The organism is Micromonospora sp. WMMD714 (assembly GCF_029581315.1).
Lineage (GTDB): Bacteria > Actinomycetota > Actinomycetes > Mycobacteriales > Micromonosporaceae > Micromonospora > Micromonospora rifamycinica.
Window position 1 is genome coordinate 6,992,032 of record NZ_CP120744.1, and the last position, 17,853, is coordinate 7,009,884.

14 protein-coding genes and 1 tRNA gene are annotated in these 17,853 nt (G+C 73.4%); 6 read left to right on the plus strand and 9 right to left on the minus strand.

Features of this window, described 5'->3' with window-relative positions; genetic code table 11:
• Positions 1 to 264 precede the first annotated feature (264 nt).
• Positions 265 to 786 carry a DinB family protein gene (locus tag O7625_RS29720; RefSeq protein WP_282343256.1) on the minus strand — a complete coding sequence of 174 codons (522 nt, stop codon included), beginning with the start codon at positions 784 to 786 and terminating at the stop codon, positions 265 to 267.
• Positions 787 to 868: 82 nt separating this feature from the next.
• Between O7625_RS29720 and O7625_RS29725 the strand changes: the two genes are divergently transcribed.
• Positions 869 to 1,066: a hypothetical protein gene (locus O7625_RS29725; protein WP_282343258.1), complete on the plus strand. Its 198-nt coding sequence runs from the start codon at positions 869 to 871 to the stop codon at positions 1,064 to 1,066.
• A 108-nt stretch (positions 1,067 to 1,174) separates the two neighbouring features.
• Here O7625_RS29725 and O7625_RS29730 read toward each other — a convergent pair whose 3' ends face one another.
• Positions 1,175 to 2,323, minus strand: coding sequence for a polysaccharide pyruvyl transferase family protein (locus O7625_RS29730; RefSeq protein ID WP_067313661.1), 1,149 nt, complete (start codon positions 2,321 to 2,323; stop codon positions 1,175 to 1,177).
• A gap of 264 nt (positions 2,324 to 2,587) precedes the next feature.
• On the opposite strand from O7625_RS29730, the gene O7625_RS29735 reads away from it, so the two are divergent.
• Entirely contained in the window at positions 2,588 to 3,526 is a 939-nt protein-coding gene (locus tag O7625_RS29735) for an aminoglycoside phosphotransferase family protein (protein ID WP_282343261.1), read from the plus strand.
• A 368-nt stretch (positions 3,527 to 3,894) separates the two neighbouring features.
• Here the strand turns inward: O7625_RS29735 and O7625_RS29740 are convergent, their stop codons facing one another.
• The 5 genes from O7625_RS29740 to O7625_RS29760 all read right to left on the minus strand — a co-directional run bounded on the left by O7625_RS29740 (position 3,895) and on the right by O7625_RS29760 (position 9,086).
• Positions 3,895 to 4,683 carry an alpha/beta hydrolase gene (locus O7625_RS29740; protein WP_282343263.1) on the minus strand — a complete coding sequence of 263 codons (789 nt, stop codon included), beginning with the start codon at positions 4,681 to 4,683 and terminating at the stop codon, positions 3,895 to 3,897.
• 130 nt (positions 4,684 to 4,813) lie between these two features.
• A tRNA-Val gene (locus O7625_RS29745) sits at positions 4,814 to 4,888 on the minus strand.
• 83 nt (positions 4,889 to 4,971) lie between these two features.
• Complete coding sequence (locus tag O7625_RS29750) at positions 4,972 to 5,439, minus strand: peroxiredoxin (protein WP_282343264.1); 468 nt, start codon at positions 5,437 to 5,439, stop codon at positions 4,972 to 4,974.
• Between the two features lie 93 nt (positions 5,440 to 5,532).
• A complete protein-coding gene (locus O7625_RS29755) occupies positions 5,533 to 5,970 on the minus strand; it encodes a DUF3052 domain-containing protein (protein WP_067315614.1) in 438 nt (145 codons plus the stop codon).
• Positions 5,971 to 6,083: 113 nt separating this feature from the next.
• On the minus strand, positions 6,084 to 9,086 hold the full coding sequence (locus tag O7625_RS29760) for a thiamine pyrophosphate-dependent enzyme (RefSeq protein WP_282343265.1): 3,003 nt from the start codon (positions 9,084 to 9,086) through the stop codon (positions 6,084 to 6,086).
• 199 nt (positions 9,087 to 9,285) lie between these two features.
• On the opposite strand from O7625_RS29760, the gene O7625_RS29765 reads away from it, so the two are divergent.
• Complete coding sequence (locus O7625_RS29765) at positions 9,286 to 10,953, plus strand: alkaline phosphatase D family protein (protein WP_282343266.1); 1,668 nt, start codon at positions 9,286 to 9,288, stop codon at positions 10,951 to 10,953.
• Positions 10,954 to 11,065: 112 nt separating this feature from the next.
• Here the strand turns inward: O7625_RS29765 and O7625_RS29770 are convergent, their stop codons facing one another.
• The gene (locus tag O7625_RS29770; protein WP_067314628.1) at positions 11,066 to 11,470 is read right to left on the minus strand and encodes a YjbQ family protein; all 405 of its coding nucleotides are present in this window, start codon (positions 11,468 to 11,470) and stop codon (positions 11,066 to 11,068) included.
• 173 nt (positions 11,471 to 11,643) lie between these two features.
• Here O7625_RS29770 and aceE point away from each other — a divergent pair, with 173 nt between their 5' ends.
• Positions 11,644 to 14,388: a pyruvate dehydrogenase (acetyl-transferring), homodimeric type gene (aceE, locus tag O7625_RS29775; RefSeq protein ID WP_348773977.1), complete on the plus strand. Its 2,745-nt coding sequence runs from the start codon at positions 11,644 to 11,646 to the stop codon at positions 14,386 to 14,388.
• 131 nt (positions 14,389 to 14,519) lie between these two features.
• Here aceE and O7625_RS29780 read toward each other — a convergent pair whose 3' ends face one another.
• Positions 14,520 to 14,966, minus strand: coding sequence for an SRPBCC family protein (locus O7625_RS29780; RefSeq protein ID WP_067314624.1), 447 nt, complete (start codon positions 14,964 to 14,966; stop codon positions 14,520 to 14,522).
• A 182-nt stretch (positions 14,967 to 15,148) separates the two neighbouring features.
• Between O7625_RS29780 and O7625_RS29785 the strand changes: the two genes are divergently transcribed.
• A complete protein-coding gene (locus tag O7625_RS29785) occupies positions 15,149 to 16,474 on the plus strand; it encodes a GH1 family beta-glucosidase (protein WP_067314622.1) in 1,326 nt (441 codons plus the stop codon).
• The gene (locus O7625_RS29790) at positions 16,471 to 17,748 is read left to right on the plus strand and encodes an MFS transporter (protein ID WP_282343269.1); all 1,278 of its coding nucleotides are present in this window, start codon (positions 16,471 to 16,473) and stop codon (positions 17,746 to 17,748) included. Before O7625_RS29785 ends, O7625_RS29790 begins: the two co-directional genes overlap by 4 nt.
• Positions 17,749 to 17,853 lie beyond the last annotated feature (105 nt).

The following is a 17,853-nucleotide window of genomic DNA, read 5'->3' on the forward strand; positions in this document are numbered from 1 at the left end:
CGCTTCCCCCTCGTCGTCGACGCCGGGGGCCAGGATAGGCGGCGACGACCGGTCAGCGCCGCACGCCATGGCGGACCGGCCCGGGATGACCGACGAATCGGGGTGGCCGACGGCCCGGGGGTGGTCAGGGTGGTCGACAACCCCGGACGGCCGACGACCGAGGGTGGGCGACGGCCCGGGATGGGCGGGTCGGGATGCGCGACGACCGAGGGTGCGCGACGACCGAGGGTGGGCGGGTCGGACCGACCGGAGCGGGGTGTCGGGTCAGATCGCGCCGGTGCTGCCGTCGGTCAGCTCACGGAGGATGTCGGCGTGCCCGGCGTGCCGGGCGGTCTCCTCGATCATGTGCACCATGATCCAGCGCAGCGACACCTCACCGAGCTGCGGATGGGCGACCACCCGGTCCAGCGGGAACCGGGCGGCCAGCTCGCGGGAGCGGACGCAGGCCCGTTCGTAGGCGTCGGCGAGCGCGTCGAGCGTCTCCCCCGGCGGCACGGTGAAGCTGGCCACCGCGTCCTCCTCGGAGGTCGGGAAGACGTCGTCGGGGGTCGGGGCGAGCAGGAACGGGAACCAGTTCCGTTCGACCAGGGTGAGGTGCCGCAGGAGGCCGGCCAGGGTGGTCGCCGACGGCACCAGCCGGCGGGACGCCTCGGCGTCGGTCAGCCCCCGCGCCTTGCGCAGCACCGTCGCGCGGTGGAAATCGAGAAACGCGTCGAGCACCGCCCGTTCGTCACCCGTGCGGGCGAGCACCGGACCCAGCGTCGGGTCGATCCGAATCTCCGCCATCACCGCACGATAGTCACGCCCGGGGCGGCCCGCTGTCCCGGCAAACCCTGCGGCCGGGCGGCCGGCTTGGCAGGATGGGCGCATGGCTTCGACGGTACGGATTCCCCTGGCGGACGGCCCGGCTGACGGCGAGGCGGTCGACGTCGAGCTGGACAGCAACCAGCGCCCCCCGCTGACCCACCACCACCTCGGCCCGCAGGGGCTGGTCGACGCCCAGATCTACGAACTCGAGTCGGCGGGCGACCAGTGGCGCTACCGGTGGCGCGGCCCGGCGGTCTGACCCGCCGCGCCACCGCCACCGGGCGCGTCCGCGCCGTCAGACGGCCGTCCGGGCCAGCGCGCAACGGGCGCGTCCGCGCCGCCCAGACCGGCCGGCGTTTCCGTGCCGTCAGACGGCCGTCCGGGCCAGCGAACGGGACCGCAGGCCGTCCAGTACGGCCCGGGTGACCTGCGAGGTGCCCCGGGCCTGTTCGCAGACCTCGGCGACCCGTTGGGCGGTGGCCTCGCGGCGGAAGTCCCGCTCGTCCCAGAGCCGGTCCACCTCCGCCAGCAGCGGACCCTCCACCTCGCGTTCCACCCCGCGCAGCGCCGGCACGCCGAGCCGCTGGGCCAGGTCGAAGACCTTTCCCGCGTACGGCAGCGGCAGGAACGGGGTGCCGACCATCGCCGCGAAGATCAGGAAGTGCAGCCGCATCCCGACGGCCAGGTCGAAGTGGCGCATCAGGCCGAGCACCTGCCGGGGCGAGTAGTCACCGTGCAGGATCCGCCCCCGGTCGGCGGCCACCATGTGCGACAGCACCCCGTGCGAGTGCCGGATGTCGTCCCGCTCCATCGGGACGAACAGCACGTGCGCGTCGATCCGCTGCACCAGGAAGTCGCCGATCTGGGCCAGCAACCGGTGGTACCCGTCGACGTCGAGCCGCTCGGCCGCCCGCCCCGGCTCACGGACGCTCAGCCCGACCAGGCGTCGACCGGCGGGCACCCCCTCCTCGCGCAGCAGCCGGGCCGGGAAGTCCTCCGGTTCCAGCAGGAACGCCGGGTCGGCGGTGACGGTGATCGGGTTGAGCAGCCCGGCCTCCTCCAGCACCATCCGGGACTCCTGGTCCCGGACGGTCACCTCGGTCGCCCCGGCCAGGGTCTCCCGGACCATGCCGGTGTCCACCCCGTCGTTGAGCGGCCCGACACCGACCGCGTACGTCAGCAGGGGCAGCCCCCGTTCCTGGGCGACCCGGACGACCCGTAGGTAACGGCGGGCCTCCCTGTCGTACAGGATGCCGCCGCCGCCGAGGATGAGCAGGTCGAGCTGGCCGAGCACCTCGGCCGAGTCGACCCGGCTGACGCCCTCCCAGGGCACCGCCTCCACGTCCGGATGGGCCAGCGCGGTGTGCGCCGGATTGCGGGAGAACACGATGATCCGGGCGTTCGGCTCCTGCTCGCGGAGATCGGCGAGGAGCCCGGTGAGGATCGCCTCGTCACCCAGGTTCCGACCGCCGTACGAGCCGAGCACACCGATGGTCAAGCCGGTGGGACCTCTCATCCGTCACTCCTCCCCAGGACCGTCCCGCCCGCATTCCCCCCCAACCCCAACCCATGCCCACCCCCTCCCCCACCCCGCCCGGCCGGCCCGGCCCCCGGCGCTTCAGCCCGTTGATCAAGAGGTTTACGTCAACCTGCTCAACTTCTCTGGCGTAAACCTCTTGATCAACGGCTTGTGCGCGCGATGCGCGGGGGCGGGAGCAGGGGCGGGGGTGGGGGAGGTAATCCGATTGTCTGGATTGCGGGGGGCGGCCAGGGTGGGGGGATGGATGGCACGGGCGGGGGCAGGATCGGGTGGGCCGAGTTGCCCCGGTCGGTCCAGCTGGCGGTGGAGCAGATCATCGGCGACCGGGTGGTCGAGGCGCGTTCCCAACCGGGCGGGTACTCCCCCGGCACCGCCGACCGGGTGAGAACGGCCGGCGGGCGGCGCGCGTTCGTCAAGGCGGTCAGCCCGGCGCAGAACCCGGAGACGCCCCGGATGCACCGGGCCGAGGCCAGGCACACCGCCGCCCTGCCCGGATCGGCGCCGACGCCCCGGCTGCTCGGCTGGCACGACGACGGCGAGTGGGTGGCGTTGGTGCTCACCGACGTCGAGGGCCGGCACCCGTACACGCCCTGGCGGGCCACCGAACTCGACTCGGTGCTCTGCGCGCTGGCCGCCCTGGCCGGTGCGCTCACCCCGAACCCGGTGCCGGACGTACCGACCGCCGCCGAGCGGCTGGCCCACGACTTCGCCGGCTGGCGGCGGATCGCCGCCGACCCACCGCCCCGGCTCGACCCGTGGGCCGCCGCGCACCTGACCGAGCTGTGCGCGGCAGCCGACCGGGGGTTGGCCGCGCTGACCGGCGACACCCTGTGTCACCTCGACGTCCGGGCCGACAACCTGCTGATCGGCCCGGACGGTTCGGTCACCGTGGTGGACTGGCCGTGGGCCTGCCGGGGCCCCGCCTGGTTGGACACCGCACTGCTGCTGGTCAACGTGCGGCTGCACGGTGGGCACGACACCGAGGCACTGGTACGTCGGCTGCCGCTCACCGCCGACGTCGACCCTGCCGTGCTGACCGGCTTCTATGCGGGCCTGGCCGGCTTCTTCACCGACAGTGCCCGCCGGCCGCCACCGCCGGGCATCCCCACCGTCCGCCGCTTCCAACAGGCCCAGGCCGACGCCCTCCTCCCCTGGCTAACCCACCGCCTCCCGCAGTAACACCACCTCAGCACTCCACCCCCGCCCCGCCCCGCCCTCACCCCCGGCTAGGCCCGGTGATCAAGAGGTTTACGTCACCCCGCCCGTCCCACCCTGACCCAAACCTCTTGATCACCAACCCACCCGGCCCGCCTGATCGAGTGATCAAGAGGTTTGGGTCATCTTCAGCGCCCAGCCTGACCTAAATCTCTTGATCACCGGGCCGAGGCGGGACGCGGCGGGGTGGGGACACGGGGCGGGGCGGGGGCGGGGTGGGGGCAGGGGCGGGGCAGGGGCGGGGCGGGGGCGGGGTGGGGGCAGGGGCGGGGCAGGGGCGGGGTGGGGGCGGGGTGGGGGCAGAGGGAGGGGAGGAGTCGGCGGGCGGGGGGTCAGTGGAGTTGGTGGGTCAGGAAGGGGAGGACCAGGTGGGGGAGGAGGGGGGTGGTGGGGATCTCCTGGTGGGTGAGGCCCGGGAGGATCGCCAGGCGGGAGAGGGGGCGGGCGGTGCCGTCCCCGCCCGGGGCGCGGCGGCCGCCGCCGAGCAGGCGGTAGAACTCGGCCATGTGGGCGACCGGGATCGCGTCGGCGTCGGCGAAGACCAACAGGACCGGTACGGCAAGGGCGGCCACCTCCGGCGACCAGTCGTACTCGCGGCGCAGCAGGTCACCGGTCCTGGCCCACAGCGTCGGCCAGTCCTGCGGCCGGGGGGCGATCCGTGCGTAGAGCTGGTGCGGGGGCGTGCCGCGCATCTGCTCGCCGGTCCGCTCGTCCTGGTCGGCCATCGCGGCCAGCACCTCGGGGTACCACCCCTGCCGCTTGCACGGGGTGGAGACCAGCACCAGTCGGCGCACCAGTTCCGGGTGCTGGATGGCGGCCCGCAGCGCCACCCCGCCGCCGAGGGAGTAGCCGAGCACCTCCGCGCCGGGCAGGTCGAGGTGCCGCAGCAGCGCGGCGACGTCGTCGGCCATCGACTCGTAGCGCAGCGGTCGGTCCACGTCGGCCGTCCGGCCGTGACCCTGGAGGTCCACCGCGATCACCCGGCGACGCCGCGCCAGGGCCGGCAGGATCGGGGCGAACGTCTCCACCGAGCCGTAGCCGCCGTGCAGCAGCACCAACGGCGGGCCGTCGCCGTGCTCCTCGTACCACAGGCGTAGTCCGTTGACGTCCGCGTAGCTCACCGGCGTCTCCCCCGACCTGCTGCGGCGGGCCGCGCGCGGACACCCCGACGGCGTACCCCCGGCCTCTGACGGCAACGACGGTGCTGCTCAAGGCGGCCAGCGGCGGCCTTCGGATCCGGTGCCGATGGTGTGGTGGGCGCGGCAGGTTTCGAACCTGCGACCCCTCGCTTGTAAGGCGAGTGCTCTCCCACTGAGCTACGCGCCCGGAACGCCCGTGCGAGCGGGCCGGAGGCTGGCAAGCCTACCTGCCGGCCCCCGACCCGTCGCAACGGTGTGCCCGGTGACCGGTCAGGCGGCGACCGTGTCGGCGAGGGCCTTGCGCCAGCCCTGCTGGTCGCGCGCCTCACCCGGCATGTTCATCTCGGCGAACCGGACGATGCCGTCCCTGTCGATGACGAAGGTGCCCCGGTTGGCGATGCCGGCGAGGTCGTTGAAGACGCCGTACGCCTGGGCGACCGCCCCGTGCGGCCAGAAGTCGGACAGCAGCGGGAACTGGTAGCTCTCCTTCTCGGCCCAGATCTTGTGGGCGTACACCGAGTCGACGCTGACGGTGAGCACCTGCACGTCGTCGTTGACGTAGTCGTTGAGGTTGTCCCGCACCTCGCACAGCTCACCCTGGCAGATGCCGGTGAACGCGAGCGGGTAGAAGACCAGCAGCACGGTGCGGTTGCCCCGGTAGTCCGAGAGCCGTACCTCCTGGTTGTTCTGGTCCTTCAGCAGGAAGTCGGGTGCCTCGGCACCAACCTCGATCGGCATGCGAACTCCTCGGGTCGAGTCTGGGGGGGTGGTTTCAGCCTGCCACACCCACGGGCGACACCCGGGGTGTGGGACCGCTCAGTCGGGTACGACCTACTTGCGGCCCTTGGACCCGCGGCGCAGCACCAGCCGGGCGCCGCTCCAGTCCTTGCCGGCGTTGAGGGTCGAGGTCTGCTGGAGGCCCGCGGTCTGCGCCGACTCGGCGACCTCACTCGGCTCGACGTGGCCGTCCCGTCCCGCCTTCGGCGTCAACAGCCACACGACTCCGGCGTCGGCCAGCGGGCCGAGGGCGTCGACGAGGAGCTCGAAGAGGTCACCGTCGCCGTCGCGGTACCAGACGAGCACCGCGTCGACCACCTCGTCGGTGTCCTCGTCGACCAGTTCTCCACAGCGGTCGGTCAGGGCGTCCCGGAGATCCTGGTCGACGTCCTCGTCGTACCCCATCTCCATGACGACCATCCCCGGTTCGATCCCGAACCGGTCCGCCAGGAGACGTACCCCGTCGGCGGCCTGACCAGCGGTCGCGCTCACTGTCGCGTGCCTCCTCATCTCGTCCCTGCTCGGTGGCGTCGCGGCGACGCCGTCAGGCAGAGTCCACACAGTTGTGGTCCGTCGCGCAAGTGGCGCACCGGGTGGAACGGAATTTACCGTGCCAGCAGCGTACGGGCACCCTGGGTAATGGCATCCTCGGAGACCAGCACCTGACGGGCAGCCGGACCTAATGGTACAAACGAGTCGACTGCCGCCACCCGCCGCGCCGCCCCCACGTATCCGGCGTCCACCAGCGTGGCGAGGATCCCCTCCCCGACCCCGCCGGAGCGCCGTGTCTCGTCGACCACCAGCACCCGGCCCGTGGCGGACGCCTCCCGGATCAGGTCCGCCACCGGCAGCGGGGCCAACCACCGCAGGTCCACCACCCGGCTGCCGATCCCCTCGTCGGCCAGCGTCGACGCCGCCCGCAACGACATCCGCACCCCGTTACCGAAGGTGACGATGGTGATGTCCTCGGCCGATCCGACGCCGTACACCCTGGCCCGGCCGATCGGCACGTGACCGGCCGCCCAGGCACCCGGCTCGGGGTACGGCCCCATCCACTCACCGTCACCCGGCTCGTACAGGTCCCGGGTGTGGTAGAGCGCGATCGGCTCCAGGAACACCGAGACCGTGCCGTCCACCACGGCGGCGGCCAGGCAGGTCCGCAGCAGCGGCGCGGCGTCGTCGGGCCGCGCCGGCACCGCGACCACCAGACCCGGCACGTCCCGCAGTACGGCCACCGAGTTGTCGTTGTGGAAGTGTCCGCCGAACCCCTCCTGGTACGCCAGCCCCGGCACCCGCACCACCATCGGATTGCGGAACGCCCCCTGCGAGAAGAACTGCATGGTGGCCGCCTCGCCCCGCAGCTGGTCCTCCGCGTTGTGCAGGTACGCCAGGTACTGGATCTCGGGCACCGGCAGCATCCCGGCCAGCCCGGCGCCCAGCCCCAGCCCCAGCACCGACGTCTCGTCGAGCAGGGTGTCGAAGACCCGGGCCGCGCCGAACCTCTCCCGCAGCCCCTTGGTCACCCCGTACACCCCGCCCTTGGCGGCGACGTCCTCCCCGAAGACGGCCAGCTGGGGATGACTGAGCATCCCGTCGGCGAGGGCGGCGTTGATGCTCTGCGCCAGGGTCAGCGGCCCGGCCAGCTCCGGCGGCCTGCCCCCGAACGCCTCCGCCCGGCTGGCCGCGTCCGGCCCGGCGGCCCGCTCCGCCGCCCGGGCCACCGCGGTGGCGACCCGCAGCGGCCGGCGGGGCGACAGCGGGGCCACCACCTCGGCCGGGGTGGCCAGCTTCGGCTCGTCGAGCACCTCCTCGGCGGTACGGCGTACCTGCCAGCCCTGCTCGTCGTAGCGGGCCAGCAGCTCCTCCCCGGTGGCCACCCCCGCCTCGACGAGCAGCCGGGCGGTGGCCAGCACCGGGTCGCGTGCCTCGTCGGCGGCGATCTCGGCGGTGCTGCGGTACGCCCGCTCGGCGTCCGCACCGGCGTGCCCGAGCAGCCGCACCGTGCGCAGGTGCAGCACCGCTGGCCGACGGTGCCGCCGCACCCAGCCGGCGGCCTCGGCGGCCATCGCGTACGCGGCCACCGGGTCGGTGCCGTCGACGGTGAAGTAGCGCACCCCCGGTCGGGCCCGCAGGGTGCGTTCCACCCAGCCGTCGGGCGACCGGACGCTGATGCCGAGGCCGTTGTCCTCGCAGACGAAGAGCACCGGGATCCGCAGGCCGGTGTGGTCGTACCAGCCGGCGGTGTTGAACGCGGCGGTGGCGCTGGCGTGGTTGACCGAGGCGTCGCCGAACGAGCAGACCACGATGGCGTCCCGGGGCCACGGCGAGCGCGGCGGACCGGCCGGATCGTCGCGCCGGCCGGCGGTGTCGATCCGGCGCAGCCGTTCCACGGCCAGCCCCAGCCCGACCGCCCGGGGCAGGTGCGAGGCGATGGTGGAGGTGGTCGGCACCACGGCCAGGTCGGCCCGGCCGAAGACCTTGTGCCGGCCGCCGGCGATCGGATCCCGGGCCGAGGCGACCATCCCGCTCAGCACGTCCCGGGCCGCTTCGGCGTACGCCTGCTCCCACTCGTCCCGGTCCCCCGGCGACCGCTCGGCCGGGCCGGTCGCCGACGCCGGCCGGTCAGCCGGCGCCGACGGCGTGCCGGCCACCGCCCCCCGGTCGGCGACACCGGCCGGGGTGACGTCCCCGGGGCCGGTGTGCCCGGTGCCGGTGTGCCCGGGGCCGGTCGAGGCGGGATCGGTGAGGGCGGGATCGGTGGAGGCGGGGTCGGTGGAGGCGGACGTGGGGTCGGTGGAGGCGGAGGGCTGGGCGGGGTCCGTCACGGCGGGCACCGGGCCGGCAGCGGTGGGCGTGGGCCGGTGGCGGGGTACCGGTTCGGCGGTGCCGTCGGCACCCACCCGGTAGGTGACCGGACCGGCCGGGGGCGGCGACACGGCCACGCCGTCGGGGGCGTCCGGCACGCCGGCCCGCACGGCACGCGGGTCGTCGGTGACGACGGGTTCCGGGTCGGCTCCCGGCGGCGGTCCGAGGGCATCGTCGCCGTCCCCGGCCGCCGCTGCACCGTCGGACGGCTGCCCGGCCGCCGCCACCCCGTCGGAGAAGTCCCCGGCTGCCGCCGCACCGTCGGAAAGGTGCCCGGCCGCCGCTACGCCGTCGGAGAAGTGCCCGGCCACCGGCACGCCGTCGGGATGCGGCGCGGTCGTCGCCGGGTCCGTGTCGGCGTCCCGGTCCGGGACGCCCTCGGCCGGGGTGCCGCCGCCGGGGAAGACGCCGGCCGCCTGGGCGGCGCGCAGGCAGTAGAACGCGCCGGAGCGGTAGTGCAGCAGGGCGGGGTCGGTGGGCCGCAGGGCGGCGGCGACCGCCGCGTTGGCCTCGTGCCCGGCCGAGCCGATGGTGTAGAAGCCCTCGTCGAAGCTCCGCAGCCAGCGGCCGGCCAGGTCGAGCTGCCGGCTGGTCACCTGGGCGTCGAAGAGGGCGAGCAGCTGTCGCCCGGTCAGTGCCGCGCCGGGCCGTACCGGTTGCGCCGGGTCACACCGCCGCTCGGGCTCGGGCAGTGCGCCCAGGGTCTCCCGGAACCGGTCGTCGAGATCTTGCGGGGTGGTCACGCGATCAGCATTACCGACGGAGGCCACGGTCGCCCACTCAGACACGACCGGGCGGGGCGACTCGGTCCGCGCGACCACCACCGCCGCCGGCCGCTGTTCGGCTGCCGGAGACGACGACGGCCTCCGACGGCCACCTGACGGTCACCGTGGGTCGCGACGCTGCCGGGGTCAGGAACGAAGCGGACCCTGGGAGGTTCCCGTGGCACTGTCCCGACGTACCGTCCTGCTCTCCGGTGCGGCCGTCGGCGCGGCCGGTGCGACCGCCGGCCTGCCGACACCCGCCGACGCCGCCGGTGGACGCCCGGCCCGCCCGGTGGGCACCGCCAGCCACCGGCCGCTGATCTGGCCGTTCACCCTGGGAGTGGCCTCCGGCGACCCCGACCACCAGGGGATGGTGCTGTGGACCCGGCTGGCTCCGGTGCCGCTGGCCGAGGACGGGTTGGGCGGCATGCCCGCCCGGACGGTCGAGGTGCAGTGGGAGGTGGCCGCCGACGAGCTGTTCCGGCACGTCGTCCAGCGGGGTACCCAGACCGCCCGGCCCGAGTCGGCGCACAGCGTGCACGTCGAGCTGACCGGGTTGCTGCCGGGACGGGAGTACTTCTACCGGTTCCGGGCCGAGGGTCACCTCTCGCCGACCGCGCGGACCCGTACCGCGCCCGATCCGGCCGCCCTGCCCGCCGCGCTGGCCATGGGTTTCGTCTCCTGTTCCCACTACGAGCAGGGGTACTTCACCGCGTACCGGCGGTTGGCCGAGAGCGAGCCGGAGCTGATCCTGCACCTCGGCGACTACCAGTACGAGTACGCCCGGGAGTACGGCCCCGACCGGCCGCGCGGGCACGAGGGGCCGGAGACCCGGACGCTGGCCAACTACCGGCAGCGGCACGCCCAGTACAAGACCGACCCGGATCTCCAGGCGGCGCACGCGGTGGCCCCCTGGGCGGTGGTCTTCGACGACCACGAGGTGGAGAACAACTGGGCCGGCGCGGTGCCGGAGGAGCCGGATCCGAACTTCCTGGCCCGGCGGGCCGCCGCCTTCCAGGCGTACCACGAGAACATGCCGTTGCGGCGGGGCTCGGTGCCGCGCGGTCCGGACATGGCGCTGTACCGGCGGCTGCGCTGGGGTCGGCTGGCCACCTTCCACCTGCTCGACACCCGGCAGTACCGGGACGACCAGGCGTGCGGGGACGGCTACCGGGACTGCCCGGCGGCGGCCGACCCGGGGCGCACCCTCACCGGCGCGGCGCAGGAGGCGTGGCTGCTGGACGGGTTCCGCCGGTCCGACTCCCGCTGGGACCTCCTCGCCCAGCAGGTGTTCTTCGCCGCCCGGGACCGCGACCCGGGGCCGACCAGGTTGACCAGCATGGACGCCTGGGACGGCTACCTGGCCTCCCGGGACCGGATCACCCGGGGCTGGGTGGCGGCCGGGGTGCGCAACCCGGTGGTGCTCACCGGCGACGTGCACGCGCACTGGGCCGCCGACCTGAAGCTGGACTACCTCGACCCGGCGGCGCGGACGGTCGGCACCGAGCTGGTCTGCTCCTCGGTCACCTCGGGCGGGGACGGGTTCGACTCGGCCAGCGGCTCGCACCCCTGGCTGCGCACCAACCCGCACCTGCGGTTCCAGAACGACCTGCGCGGTTTCGTCCGGACCACGATCACCCCGGCCCAGCTCAGCGCGGACTTCATGGTGTTGCCGTACGTGAGCCGGCCGGGCGCCCCGGCGTACCCCCGGGCGTCGTTCGTGGTCGAGGACCGGGTGCCCGGCCTGCACCAGACGTACGACCGGCCGCCGACCACGGCCCGCGCGCTGCCGTCGGGGGTGGACCGGGACCGGTACACCGTCGAGACGGAGACCGGGCTGCGCTGAACGGCCCGGCCGGGTCAGCCGGGAGCGCCCCGGCCGGGTCAGCCGGGAGCGGCCCGGCTGGCTCAGCCGGGAGCGGCCCGGCCGGGTCGACCAGGGAAGCGGCCCGGCCGGGTCAGCCGGGAAGGAAGGAGAAGCGGACCTGGCGGGTCGGGTTGTCGCCGTTCGGGTCGACCAGGCAGACCGACTGCCAGGTGCCGAGCTGGAGCCGGCCGCCGAGCACCGGCAGCGTCGCGTACGGCGGGACGAAGGCGGGCAGCACGTGGTCCCGGCCGTGGCCGGGTGAGCCGTGCCGGTGCCGCCAGCGGTCGTCGGTGGGCAGCAGGTCGTCGAGCGCCCGCAGCAGGTCGTCGTCGGAGCCGGCACCGGTCTCGATGACCGCCACCCCGGCGGTGGCGTGCGGCACGAAGACGTGCAGCAGCCCGTCGCCCTGCCCGGAGACGAACCGTTCGGCCTCGGCCGTGATGTCCGCGACGGTGGGACGGGAGCCGGTCCGGACGGTGATCACCTCACTGCGCATGGGCGCATTCTGCCGCACCGGCCCGACCGTCGCCCGGTAGGTCGACAGCGCCAAGTTACCGACGGGTACCTGTGTTCAGCGTCGCGTCTGGGGGAGCTACACGTGACGACGGGTGCCACCAGAGGGCAGGATGGCGCTAGAGACCTATCCCACACACAACCGAGGGAACGCCTGTGGCTACGGAACGCAAGCGCCCGGTGATCACCGCTGGTCTGCCGAGCCAGCTTCCGGACATCGACCCTGAAGAGACCGGCGAATGGGTCGAGTCGCTCGACGGTGTCATCGACGAGCGCGGAACCAAACGCGCCCGGTACGTCATGCTGAGCCTGCTGGAGCGGGCCCGTGAGCGGCAGGTCGGGGTTCCGTCCCTGACCACCACCGACTACATCAACACCATCGCCCCGGAGCAGGAACCCTGGTTCCCGGGTGACGAGCACATCGAGCGGCGGATCCGGGCGTACGTGCGGTGGAACGCGGCGATGCTGGTGCACCGGGCGCAGCGGCCGGAGATCGGCGTCGGCGGGCACATCTCCACCTTCGCCAGCTCCGCCTCCCTCTACGAGGTGGGCTTCAACCACTTCTTCCGGGGCAAGAACCACCCGGGTGGCGGCGACCACATCTTCTACCAGGGTCACGCCTCCCCCGGCATGTACGGGCGGGCGTTCCTGGAGGGCCGGCTCTCCGAGGACCAGCTCGACGGGTTCCGGCAGGAGCTGTCCCACCCGGGCGGCGGGCTGCCGTCGTACCCGCATCCGCGGCTGATGCCGGACTTCTGGGAGTTCCCCACGGTCTCCATGGGTCTGGGCCCGCTGAACGCGATCTACCAGGCCCGGTTCAACCGCTACCTGCAGCACCGGGGCATCAAGGACACCTCCCAGCAGCACGTCTGGGCGTTCCTCGGTGACGGCGAGATGGACGAGGTGGAGTCGCTCGGCGCGATCGGCGTGGCCGCCCGCGAGGAGCTGGACAACCTCACCTTCGTGATCAACTGCAACCTCCAGCGGCTGGACGGCCCGGTCCGCGGCAACGGCAAGGTGATGCAGGAGCTGGAGGCGTTCTTCCGGGGCGCCGGCTGGAACGTGATCAAGGTGGTCTGGGGCCGGGAGTGGGATCCGCTGCTCGCCGCGGACACCGACGGTGCGCTGGTCAACCTGATGAACACCACCCCCGACGGCGACTACCAGACCTACAAGGCGGAGTCCGGGGCGTACGTCCGGGAGCACTTCTTCGGCCGGGACCAGCGGACCCGCAAGATGGTCGAGCACCTGTCCGACGACGAGATCTGGAACCTCAAGCGGGGCGGGCACGACTACCGCAAGCTCTACGCGGCCTACAAGGCGGCCACCGAGCACACCGGGCAGCCGACCGTCATCCTGGCCAAGACCATCAAGGGCTGGACGCTGGGCTCGCACTTCGAGGGCCGCAACGCCACGCACCAGATGAAGAAGCTGACGCTGGACGACCTGAAGCTGTTCCGCGACCGGCTCTACCTGGACATCCCGGACAAGGCGCTGGAGGAGAACCCGTACCTGCCGCCGTACTACACCCCGGGCGAGTCCTCGGACGAGCTGGCGTACCTGCGGGAGCGGCGCGAGCAGCTCGGCGGTTACCTGCCGTCCCGGCGGACCAGCCACAAGAAGCTGGCCATTCCGGGGTCGGAGCGGTTCGCCGACGTCAAGCGCGGCTCGGGCAAGCAGAAGGTGGCCACCACGATGGCCTTCGTCCGCCTGCTCAAGGACATCATGAAGGACAAGGAGTTCGGCAAGCGCTGGGTGCCGATCATCCCGGACGAGGCCCGCACCTTCGGTCTGGACTCGATCTTCCCGACCGCGAAGATCTACTCCCCGCACGGCCAGCGGTACACCTCGGTCGACCGGGACCTCTTCCTGTCCTACAAGGAGTCGACCACCGGGCAGATCCTGCACGAGGGGATCAACGAGGCCGGTTCGGTCGCCTCGTTCACCGCCGCCGGCACCTCGTACGCCACCCACGACGAGCCGATGATCCCGATGTACATCTTCTACTCGATGTTCGGGTTCCAGCGCACCGGTGACGGTTTCTGGGCGGCGGCCGACCAGATGGCCCGGGGCTTCGTCCTCGGCGCGACCGCCGGCCGTACCACGCTCAACGGTGAGGGCCTCCAGCACGAGGACGGCCACTCGCTGCTGCTGGCCGCCACCAACCCGGCGGTGGTCGCCTACGACGCGGCGTTCGGGTTCGAGCTGGCGCACATCGTGGAGCGCGGCCTGCACCGGATGTACGGCGAGGACCAGGAGAACATCTTCTACTACCTCACCGTCTACAACGAGCCGATCCACCAGCCGGTGGAGCCGTCCGGGCTGGACGTCGAGGGGCTGCTCCGGGGCATCTACCGGTACGCCGAGGCCCCGCAGGTCGACGGGGACGCGCCGAAGGCGAACATCCTGGCCTCCGGCACCGGCATGCAGTGGGCGCTCAAGGCACAGCAGCTGCTCGCCCAGGACTGGGGGGTGGCCGCTGACGTCTGGTCGGTGACCTCCTGGACCGAGCTGCGCCGCGACGCGGTGCTCTGCGAGGAGCACAACCTGCTCAACCCGGGGGCGGAGCAGCGGGTGCCGTACATCCAGGAGAAGCTGGCCGACGCCGACGGGCCGAAGGTCGCGGTCAGCGACTGGATGCGCGCGGTACCGGACCTGATCTCCCGCTGGGTACCGGGCGACTACACCTCGCTCGGCACCGACGGTTTCGGCATGTCGGACACCCGGCACGCGCTGCGCCGGCACTTCCACGTCGACGCCGAGTCGGTGGCGGTGGCGACACTGCGCCAGCTCGCCCTGCGCGGCGCGGTGCCGGCCACCGTGCCGGCCGAGGCGGCCAAGAAGTACGCCATCGACGACGTCAACTCCGCCCCGGTCGGCGAGACCGGCGGCGACAGCTGACCGGCTGACCGCAGTGACGACGGTGGCCCGATCTCCCCGGTGGGAGGTCGGGCCACCGTCGTGAGGCGGCGCGTGGTACGGCGGTACGGCGGTGGCGGGACCGGCGGCCGGTTCGACCGGCGGCGGGCCGGTCAGCCCACCGCGGCCAGGTCGGTCAGGCGGGCCAGCGAGTCCTCCAGGTCGGCGCCGACCCGGCGTAGTCCGAGGCGCAGCAGGGCGCCCTTGACCGGGCCGGCCGGCCAGCGGACCACGATCAGCCGGACGATCGTGCCGCCCTCCTCCTCATCGGCGGTGAGCTGCACGTAGATCTCGGTGCGCGCCTCGGCGCGGGCACCGGCCCCCCGGGCGCGTTCCCGCCAGCCGATCAGGGTGGGCTCCTGGTAGGCGATCACCTCGGCCTCGTGCGCCGAGCCGCGCCCGGCCTGGACGAGCTGTCGGCGACCGAAGCCCTCCCCCGAGAGCACCTCGGCGGCCCGGACCCCGGCCAGCCAGGCGGGCAACTGCTCGGCCCGCTGGACGACTTCCCAGACCGCTTCCACCGGTGCCAGCACGTGTGCACTGCGTTCGACGAGGATCATTCTGTTCTTCCCCCACTGAGGACATCCGCGATATTACGCACTCTAAGCGTCAAATCGGACTTACCGGGATGTGTTCGGCAAAGACACGCCGAAATCCCCGGCACCCGCATTACCCCGCACCTATGGCGCTCCCGGGCTGCGCGCCCTAGAGTGCGAACACGTTTCGCGTTCTGGGAGGGTGGATGACGACCGCACCGATCCCCGGTTTCCCCGCCGGCTTCCGTTGGGGGGTGTCCACCTCCGCGTACCAGATCGAGGGGGGTGCCACCGCCGACGGCCGGGGACCGTCCATCTGGGACACCTTCGCCCACACCCCCGGCCGGATCCTCGACGGCAGCACCGGCGACGTGGCCTGCGACCACTACCACCGGTACCGGGAGGACGTCGCGCTGCTCGCCGGGCTCGGGGTCTCGGCCTACCGGTTCTCGATCGCCTGGCCCCGGGTACGCCCCGCCGGCACCGGCCCGGTCAACGCCGCCGGCCTGGACTTCTACGACCGGCTCGTCGACGACCTGCTGGCTGCCGGCATCGACCCGGTCGCCACCCTGTTCCACTGGGACCTGCCCCAGCCCCTGGAGGACGCCGGCGGCTGGCTGAACCGGGACACCGCCGCCCACTTCGCCGAGTACGCCGAGCTGACCGCCGCCCGCCTCGGCGACCGGGTGAAGCTCTGGATCACCCTCAACGAGCCGTTCATCCACCTGAGCCTCGGCCACGGCACCGGCGAGCACGCCCCCGGCCGGACCCTGCTCTTCGACTCCCTCCCGGCCGCCCACCACCAGCTGCTCGGGCACGGGCTGGCGGTCGCCGCGCTGCGCGCCCACAGCACCGCGCCGGTGGCCATCGCCAACAACTACTCACCGGTGGTCCGGCACGGCGACACCGACGCCGACCGGGCCGCCGCGGCGGCGTACGACGACCTGCACAACCACCTGTTCACCGACCCGCTGCTGGGCCGGGGCTACCCGGACGGCCTCGACCCGGGCGTGGTGCGCGACGGCGACCTCGCGGTGATCGCCGCGCCGCTGGACGTGCTCGGGGTCAACTACTACAACCCCACCGGGGTCCGCGCCCCCGAGGAGGGCTCGCCGGTGCCGTTCACGCTGGTCCCGCTGGAGGGCTACCCACGGACCGCGTTCGACTGGCCGGTGGTCCCGGACGGGCTGCGCGACCTGCTCGTCGGCCTGCGGGACCGGTACGGCGACGCACTGCCGACGATCCAGGTCACCGAGGGCGGCTGCGCCTGGGACGACGTCCCGGACGCCGACGGCCGGGTGCACGACCCCGACCGGATCGCCTACCTCGACGGGCACCTGCGGGCCGTCCGGGCGGCGATCGACGAGGGCGTCGACGTGACCGGGTACTTCGTCTGGTCGCTGCTGGACAACTGGGAGTGGGCCGAGGGCTTCACCAAGCGCTTCGGCCTGGTGCACGTGGACTTCCCCACCGGAACCCGGACGCCGAAGTCCTCGTACGCCTGGTACCGGTCCCAGGTCGGCCGGGGGTGACCACCGTCGACCCGACGCCGGCCTCGCTGCCGGCGGCGCTCGCCGACCCGGTGGTCCCGGTCCGGCGGAGCTGGATCGCGCTGGTCTTCGCGGCCAACCTCGGGGTGTGGATGGCCTTCTTCACCCCGATCCAGGTGCTGCTGCCCCAGCAGGTGGAGCGGATCTCGCCGGACCACAAGGAGGCGATGCTGGCCGTCGTCACCGGGCTGGGCGCGCTCGCGGCGGTGCTGGCCAACCCGCTCGCCGGGGCGCTGTCGGACCGCACCTGCCTGCGCATCGGCGGGCGGGAGTTCGGCCGCCGGCACGTCTGGACGGCCGGCGGCGCGGTGCTCGGCGCGCTGGCGCTGGTGCTGCTGGCCCGGCAGCAGACCATCGCCGGGGTGGCGCTGGGCTGGGTCGCCGCCCAGGTCTGCTTCAACGCGATGCTGGCCAGCCTCACCGCCGCCATCCCGGACCGGGTGCCGGTGGTGCAGCGCGGCGGCGTCTCCGGCTGGGTGGGCATCCCGCAGGCGCTCGGCCTGGTGCTCGGCGCGGTGCTGGTCACCGCCCTGGTCAGCGGCACGGTGCCCGGCTACACGGCGATGGCGCTGGCGGTGCTGCTGCTGGCGCTGCCGTTCGCCTTCCTCACCCCCGACGACCCGCTGCCCCGGCAGCACCGTCCGCCGCTGCGGCTGCGCGCGCTGGTCGCCTCGATGTGGATCGACCCGCGCCGGCACCCGGACTTCGCCTGGGCCTGGATCACCCGGTTCCTGGTGCAGATCGGCAACGCCCTGGGCACCCTCTACCTGCTGTACTTCCTCACCGACGGGGTGCGCTACCCCGACCCCGAGGGCGGGCTGCTGGTGCTGATCCTGCTCTACACCCTGGGCATGATGCTCACCGCCGTGGTCGCCGGGATGCTGTCCGACCGGTCCGGCCGGCGCAAGGTCTACGTGATCGTCTCCGGGGTGGTGATGGCGGTGGCCGCGCTGCTGCTGGCGGTCGCCCCGACCTGGCCGGCGGCGCTGGTCGCCGCGGTGCTGCTCGGTGCCGGCTACGGCGTCTACCTGTCGGTCGACGCGGCGTTGATCACCGAGGTGCTGCCCCGCGCCACCGACCGGGGCAAGGACCTCGGCGTGATCAACATCGCCAACTCCGCGCCCCAGGTGCTCGGCCCGGCGCTCTCCGCCCCGATCGTGGTCCACCTGGGCGGCTACCCGACGCTGTACGCGGTGACCGCGGTGGTCACCCTGCTCGGCAGCGCCCTGGTGCTTAAGATCCGGGGCGTCCGCTGAGCACCGGGCCGGGTGCCGGCCGGTCCCGCGGCCGGCGGTCCGGTCCGCCGCCGACCCGCGCGGGGCGGCGGCTGGTGCCGGAGGAGCCGGCGGACCGGGAGCCGC

Bases quoted from the DNA above. Each gene is read 5' to 3' on its own strand.
- O7625_RS29735 (WP_282343261.1), top strand. From the start codon at position 2,588: ATGGATGGCACGGGCGGGGGCAGGATCGGGTGGGCCGAGTTGCCCCGG.
- O7625_RS29750 (WP_282343264.1), bottom strand. From the start codon at position 5,439: ATGCCGATCGAGGTTGGTGCCGAGGCACCCGACTTCCTGCTGAAGGAC.
- O7625_RS29780 (WP_067314624.1), bottom strand. From the start codon at position 14,966: ATGATCCTCGTCGAACGCAGTGCACACGTGCTGGCACCGGTGGAAGCG.
- O7625_RS29720 (WP_282343256.1), bottom strand. From the start codon at position 786: ATGGCGGAGATTCGGATCGACCCGACGCTGGGTCCGGTGCTCGCCCGC.
- O7625_RS29730 (WP_067313661.1), bottom strand. From the start codon at position 2,323: ATGAGAGGTCCCACCGGCTTGACCATCGGTGTGCTCGGCTCGTACGGC.
- O7625_RS29770 (WP_067314628.1), bottom strand. From the start codon at position 11,470: ATGCGCAGTGAGGTGATCACCGTCCGGACCGGCTCCCGTCCCACCGTC.
- O7625_RS29725 (WP_282343258.1), top strand. From the start codon at position 869: ATGGCTTCGACGGTACGGATTCCCCTGGCGGACGGCCCGGCTGACGGC.
- O7625_RS29785 (WP_067314622.1), top strand. From the start codon at position 15,149: ATGACGACCGCACCGATCCCCGGTTTCCCCGCCGGCTTCCGTTGGGGG.